A 3,236-nucleotide genomic window follows, 5' to 3' on the forward strand; every position below is an offset into this window, starting at 1 on the left:
AAGTCGGCGACTACCTATTTTCACAAGCCGTTTCCAGCTAACTATCTTCGGCACAAGTAAGCTTAACTTCTGTGTTCGGAATGGGAACAGGTGGAACCTTACCGTCATCGACACCGACCAATTTGACTGAATCAGTATAACACATTTCTGTGTATCTGTCCAGTATTTCTTAGAAGGACGTGCCTTCAAAACTGAATAATCACTGCTAACATTTTTTCGTTGACTTAAAAGTCTCAAGCGAATTGTGGTCAAGCCCTCGACCTATTAGTACACGCTTGCTGAATGGATCACTCCACTTACACATCGTGCCTATCAACCTTGTAGTCTTCAAGGGGTCTTACTTGTTTAAAACAATGGGATATCTTATCTTTGGGTCGGCTTCACGCTTAGATGCTTTCAGCGTTTATCCGATCCGTACATAGTTGCCCAGCTATGCCCTTGGCAGAACAACTGGTGCGCCAGAGGTACGTCCGCTCCGGTCCTCTCGTACTAGGAACAGCTCCCATCAAATATCCTGCGCCCACGACAGATAGGGACCGAACTGTCTCACGACGTTCTGAACCCAGCTCGCGTACCGCTTTAATTGGCGAACAGCCAAACCCTTGGGACCGAATACAGCCCCAGGATGCGATGAGCCGACATCGAGGTGCCAAACCTCCCCGTCGATGTGGACTCTTGGGGGAGATCAGCCTGTTATCCCCAGGGTAACTTTTATCCGTTGAGCGATGGCATTTCCACTCACATACCACCGGATCACTAACTCCAACTTTCGTTACTGCTCGACCCGTCAGTCTCGCAGTTAGGCTCGCTTCTGCGTTTGCACTCTTTTGCTTGATTTCCGTTCAAGCTGAGCGAACCTTTGAACGCCTCCGTTACTCTTTAGGAGGCGACCGCCCCAGTCAAACTGCCCACCTAACAATGTCCCCCGCCTTGATTCAAAGGCGCAGGTTAGAATTCCAATATCGCAAGGATGGTATCCCAACGGCCACTCCACAAATGCCAAAGCACTTGTTTCCCTGTGTCCCATCTATCCTGTGCATGCAACATCGAAACCCAATATTAGGCTACAGTAAAGCTCCATGGGGTCTTTCCGTCTTGTCGCGGGTAACCGGCATCTTCACCGGTACTACAATTTCGCCGGGCGGGCTGTCGAGACAGTGCCCAAATCATTACGCCTTTCATGCGGGTCAGAACTTACCTGACAAGGAATTTCGCTACCTTAGGACCGTTATAGTTACGGCCGCCGTTCACTGGGGCTTCGATTCAATGCTTGCACATCTCCTCTTAACCTTCCAGCACCGGGCAGGCGTCAGCTCGTATACGTCATCTTTCGATTTAGCACAAACCTGTGTTTTTGGTAAACAGTTGCTTGGGCCGATTCTCTGCGGCTCCATCTCTGGAGCACCCCTTCTCCCGAAGTTACGGGGTCAATTTGCCGAGTTCCTTAACAACCCTTCTCCCGTTGGCCTTAGAATCTTCTTCCTACCTACCTGTGTCGGTTTGCGGTACGGGCACCGCAGAAATACACACAGCTTTTCTCGCCATCTTCCATCCCAGACTTCGGTACTAATTTTCCTCGATCGCTACCGGAACCAACACCCGGCTCCGAGACTTCAAATGTGTCCCTGTGTTTAACTCTTTTGGTGGTGACGGAATCTCTACCGTCTGTGCATCGGCTACGCCGTTAGGCCTCACCTTAGCTCCCGACTAACCTGGAGCGGACGAACCTTCCTCCAGAAACCTGAGGCTTTCGGCCATGCAGATTCTCACTGCATTCGCGCTACTCATTCCGGCATTCTCACTTCTATACACTCCACAGCCGCTTGCGCTACTGTTTCACCGCGTATACAACGCTCCCCTACCCAATACATTGCTGTATTGCCTAAGCTTCGGTGTCAGGTTTAGCCCCGTTAAATTCTCCGCGCAAAGACGCTCGACCAGTGAGCTATTACGCACTCTTTGAATGTGTGGCTGCTTCTGAGCCAACATCCTGGTTGTCTACGTATCTTCACATCGTTTTCCACTTAACCTGACTTTGGGACCTTAGCTGTAGATCTGGGCTGTTTCCCTTTTGACAATGACATTTATCTGACACTGTCTGACTCCCAAGCATCAATACTCTGGCATTCTGAGTTTGATAAGCTTCGCTAACCTCTCGGCCGCTAGGCTATTCAGTGCTTTACCTCCAGGTATCTAACTTGAGGCTAGTCCTAAAACTATTTCGGGGAGAACCAGCTATCTCCGGGTTCGATTGGAATTTCTCCGCTACCCACAGTTCATCCGCCGCCTTTTCAACGGAGGTCGGTTCGGTCCTCCATGGAATTTTACTTCCACTTCAACCTGACCATGGGTAGGTCACCCGGTTTCGGGCCCATTGTATGCAACTTAACGCCCTTTTCAAACTCGCTTTCGCTTCGGCTCCAGACCTTAAGTCCTTAACCTTGCTGCATACAATCGCTCGCCGGACCGTTCTACAAAAAGTACCCTATCACACATTGACGTGCTCTAGGTGCTTGTAGGCACAGGGTTTCAGGTTCTTTTTCACTCCCCTCCCGGGGTGCTTTTCACCTTTCCTTCACAGTACTATACGCTATCGGTCACTGGGTAGTATTTAGGGTTGGAGGGTGGTCCCCCCGTATTCCGACCAGGTTTCACGTGTCTGGCCGTACTCTGGAACTCGCTCAGCTCTTGTCGTTTTCACCTACGTGGTTCTCACACTCTCTGACCGGCCTTCCCATGCCGTTCGGTTAACAACTCAAGTCCTAAATGCGGTCCGTACCCCGGAAGTATTTCTACTTCCGGTTTGCCCTCTTCCGCGTTCGCTCGCCACTACTTACGGAATCTCGTTTGATGTCTCTTCCTCGCCCTACTTAGATGTTTCAGTTCAGGCGGTTCCCTCGATATACCTATTTTTAAGTTCAGTATAACGTACCCGAGTATGAACCCAGGTGAGTTTCCTCATTCAGAAATCTCCGGATCAATGCTTATTTGCAGCTCCCCGAAGCTTATCGCAGCTTATCACGTCTTTCATCGGCTCCCAGTGCCAAGGCATTCGCCCTGCGCCCTTGTTCGCTTGACCTTTCAAACGTTCTTTAAGAACATTTGGTATCCTCTTGATTCTCTCTTGCCAACGAAGATTATTGTTACCCTTCCTTTTGAAATTGTAATATTTCTTAAAAAAGAACTTACTATAATCTTTGTTTCGCAGTTATTATTCAGTTTTCAAGGTACGTCTT

At 49.5% G+C, this 3,236-nt stretch carries 2 rRNA genes; both read right to left on the reverse strand.

What is annotated here, in order from left to right:
- Position 1: 1 nt before the first annotated feature.
- Positions 2-118: ribosomal RNA gene (gene rrf / locus C7J97_RS14510) — 5S ribosomal RNA — on the reverse strand.
- A gap of 126 nt (positions 119-244) precedes the next feature.
- Positions 245-3,079: ribosomal RNA gene (locus tag C7J97_RS14515) — 23S ribosomal RNA — on the reverse strand.
- Between the last annotated feature and the right edge of the window lie 157 nt (positions 3,080-3,236).

It is taken from the genome of Faecalibacterium prausnitzii (genome assembly GCF_003324185.1).
GTDB classification, from domain to species: domain Bacteria; phylum Bacillota; class Clostridia; order Oscillospirales; family Ruminococcaceae; genus Faecalibacterium; species Faecalibacterium prausnitzii.